This is a genomic window from Jannaschia seosinensis (assembly GCF_001408515.1).
Lineage (GTDB): Bacteria > Pseudomonadota > Alphaproteobacteria > Rhodobacterales > Rhodobacteraceae > Jannaschia > Jannaschia seosinensis.
The window spans coordinates 1-2,829 of record NZ_CYPR01000134.1; the positions used below are offsets into that span (position 1 = coordinate 1).

4 protein-coding genes and 1 pseudogene are annotated in these 2,829 nt (G+C 61.5%); 3 read left to right on the forward strand and 2 right to left on the reverse strand.

Features of this window, described 5'->3' with window-relative positions:
- Positions 1–242 (reverse strand): annotated as a pseudogene (locus tag JSE7799_RS10375) (IS256 family transposase); the annotation flags it as partial.
- A 60-nt stretch (positions 243–302) separates the two neighbouring features.
- Positions 303–524: a hypothetical protein gene (locus tag JSE7799_RS10380; protein WP_055663546.1), complete on the reverse strand. Its 222-nt coding sequence runs from the start codon at positions 522–524 to the stop codon at positions 303–305.
- A 113-nt stretch (positions 525–637) separates the two neighbouring features.
- Here JSE7799_RS10380 and JSE7799_RS10385 point away from each other — a divergent pair, with 113 nt between their 5' ends.
- Genes JSE7799_RS10385 through JSE7799_RS10395 form a run of 3 tightly spaced genes read left to right on the forward strand, consistent with a single transcriptional unit; the run spans position 638 to position 2,579 of the window.
- Positions 638–1,294 (forward strand): LexA family transcriptional regulator, encoded by a 657-nt coding sequence (locus JSE7799_RS10385; protein WP_275934897.1) that lies wholly within the window; start codon positions 638–640, stop codon positions 1,292–1,294.
- A 2-nt stretch (positions 1,295–1,296) separates the two neighbouring features.
- Positions 1,297–1,545, forward strand: a complete 249-nt coding sequence (locus tag JSE7799_RS10390; RefSeq protein ID WP_055663548.1) for a hypothetical protein — start codon at positions 1,297–1,299, stop codon at positions 1,543–1,545.
- Positions 1,542–2,579 carry a helix-hairpin-helix domain-containing protein gene (locus tag JSE7799_RS10395; RefSeq protein ID WP_245624861.1) on the forward strand — a complete coding sequence of 346 codons (1,038 nt, stop codon included), beginning with the start codon at positions 1,542–1,544 and terminating at the stop codon, positions 2,577–2,579. Before JSE7799_RS10390 ends, JSE7799_RS10395 begins: the two co-directional genes overlap by 4 nt.
- Positions 2,580–2,829 lie beyond the last annotated feature (250 nt).

A 2,829-nucleotide genomic window follows, 5' to 3' on the forward strand; every position in this document is an offset into this window, starting at 1 on the left:
ACCTGCACAGGAATGGTCCCGATCCCGGTCATCATCTCGCGCTCGGGCAGAAAACCATGGCGCACAAGACGCTGGCGGCCCTCCTCGTCCAGAAGATGCGCATGCTCGGCGAGGAAGGCGGATACCTCCGCCTGAACCGCCGTTCGCAGAAGCTCCTTGGCCCCAGCGTGGATTACCTCGGTCAACGGATCCGCAGAAAATTCCGATGGCAGTTCGAACGGGACAACGGTAGATTTGGCCATGGTGGCATATCCTTTCTCTTTTGAGACTGACGGCGCGTGAACACCGCCATGATATGCCGCCTACTTCAGGCCATCACCAACTTTCGGACATAACTCGACGGGCATCCAGAAAGGCTCTCCCTCCGCCGTCAGCTCCTCCTCGGACAGGAGTGCGGATTGGGCCACGATGCGCACCGACAGACGCATCCTGTTGCTGGCAACGAGGTAGCGGATGTCAGCCCCGTCGATGCCCCAGAGATCGGCAAGCTCGCACAGCTGGAATGCATCGCGCTCAAACCGCATCCTCGATTCCTTCTGGCATTGTGTTCCCGTTTTGTTCCTACGAGATTGACAAGCAGGCTTCAATCCTGCTTTTTCCACATGAACCAACAGAGAGAGTGGACATGTCTGTGCCAATGCATGAACGACTGCGTGCGCGGATCAACCAGCTCGGCATGTCCGTCGCGGAAGTGGCGCGAGGCGCAGGGATCAACAGGTCCTTCGTCTACGACATCCTGCGCGGGCGCTCGCAAACCCCCAACCTCGACAAGCTCACCCGCATCGCTGGGGTGGTAAAGGTGGAACCCGAATGGCTCTTGTCCGGCAAGGGCCGCGTCGAAGGGGACGATCCCATCACCGAGGACTACCACAACGATTTCGTCGCCATCCAGTACGCCGCTGTGCGCCCCTCCATGGGCGGCGGGGCAATCGTTGAGACCGAAGACGGCCCGGCGCGGGACTTCCATTTCCGGCGCGCCTGGATCCGCAATCGCCTCAAGGCGGCCCCGTCGATGTTGCGCGTCATGGCTGTGCAGGGCGACAGCATGACACCGACACTCAATGATGGCGACGTCGTCCTGGTCGACATGAACCAGCGCAACCCCATCCCTCCGGGCGTGTTTGTTCTACACGACGGGATGGGTCTCGTGGCCAAGCGGCTGGAACACATGCCGATGAGCGACCCGCCGCGCGTGCGCATCATCTCCGACAACAAGCAGTATTCGCCCTATGAATGCACCGCGGACGAGGTCAATATCGTTGGACGCGTGCGCTGGTACGGGCGGGAAATGTAACGATGAGCCATGTCATCATTCGCGGCGAAAATGGCCGCCGGCACGAGGTGGACTTCGGCGAGGCCGAAATTACCGTTTCTTTTCAAGCCAGTGAACAAACCATCGAGTTGGCCATCGAGGCGGATGATCCCGATCGCCCTTCGCACAGGAAGCGGTTTGCCCTCGCAAACATTCCACGGCACCTCTTCAGCAAGGCCATGGCCGACCTCGCTCGACAGGATCGTCAGGCGGGTAAATCTCCGAAAACATGACAGAAACAAAGGCCACCACCGAGGATCTGGCGGGTCTGGTGGAGCGCGTCACGTTCCATAGTGACGAAAGCGGATTCTGCGTTCTGCGGGTCAAGGCACGTGGGCACCGGGATCTGGTGACCACCATAGGGCACGCCGCGATGATCTCGGCCGGCGAATGGATCACCGCCTCAGGCGTCTGGATCAACGACCGCACTCGCGGCTTGCAGTTCAAGGCGCAGTTCCTGAAGGTTTCCGCCCCCTCGACCATCGACGGAATAGAAAAACATCTCGGCTCGGGCATGATCCGCGGCATCGGACCGGTCTATGCCAAGCGGCTGGTCAGGATGTTCGGCAAGGACGTGTTCGACATCATCGAAGCGACACCCGAGCGGCTGCGTGACGTCGAGGGGATTGGCCCCAAGCGAGCCGACAAGATTACCGCCGGCTGGGCCGACCAGAAGGTGATCCGCGAAATCATGGTGTTCCTGCACGAGCATGGCGTCGGCACGGCGTGCGCGGTGCGGATCTTCAAGACCTATGGCACCGATGCCGTTCAGGTGATGAGCGAGAACCCCTACCGGCTGGCCAAGGACATCCGCGGCATCGGCTTTCGAACCGCCGACCTGATCGCCGAGAAACTCGGGATCGCGAAGACCGCCATGATCCGTGTGCGCGCGGGGATCTCGTTCGCGCTGACCGAGGCAATGGGCGACGGCAATTGCGGGCTGCCCCGGGCCGACCTGATCCGGCTTGCGGAAAAGCTTCTTGAGGTCCCTGCGGCGCTGATCGAGAGCGCCTTGCGGGAAGAACTGGCCGAAGAAACGGTCACGGCCGACCGGGTAGGCGAAGTCGAGTGCATCTTCCTGACCGGGCTCTATCTGGCGGAGCGCGGGATTGCAGAGCAAATCCGTCGCATCCGTAATGCCCCCCTGCCATGGGCGGAAATCGATGCCGACAGGGCGCTGCCTTGGGTCGAGCGGAACACGGAGCTCACGCTCGCCGCCAGTCAGGACGAGGCCATCCGCCTGGCACTTAACCCGCATAATTCATGAAGCTGCGGACTTGTGCTCCGTGGGATGGTTTCCCCGGTCTCGGTTTTCTTGCGCGCACCCGGTGTTTGCGTCCGGTTGGCAGGCCGGCCGGTGACTTGGGTCTTGGGCGATACGGGTTGATGTTTCGGGGTTTGTCGGGGCGCATGCGTCAGGCTGTTTTCGGTGGGGCGAGGGCGTCGAAGAGAAGGAGGAGAAGTCCCTTTCGGGGACACGATGCCGGCAGGGTCACGATGATCCGGGTCTTCTTTTC

Excerpts from the sequence above, each read along its gene's own strand:
- JSE7799_RS10395 (WP_245624861.1), top strand. The coding sequence starts at position 1,542 with ATGACAGAAACAAAGGCCACCACCGAGGATCTGGCGGGTCTGGTGGAG.
- JSE7799_RS10385 (WP_275934897.1), top strand. The coding sequence starts at position 638 with ATGCATGAACGACTGCGTGCGCGGATCAACCAGCTCGGCATGTCCGTC.
- JSE7799_RS10390 (WP_055663548.1), top strand. The coding sequence starts at position 1,297 with ATGAGCCATGTCATCATTCGCGGCGAAAATGGCCGCCGGCACGAGGTG.
- JSE7799_RS10380 (WP_055663546.1), bottom strand. The coding sequence starts at position 524 with ATGCGGTTTGAGCGCGATGCATTCCAGCTGTGCGAGCTTGCCGATCTC.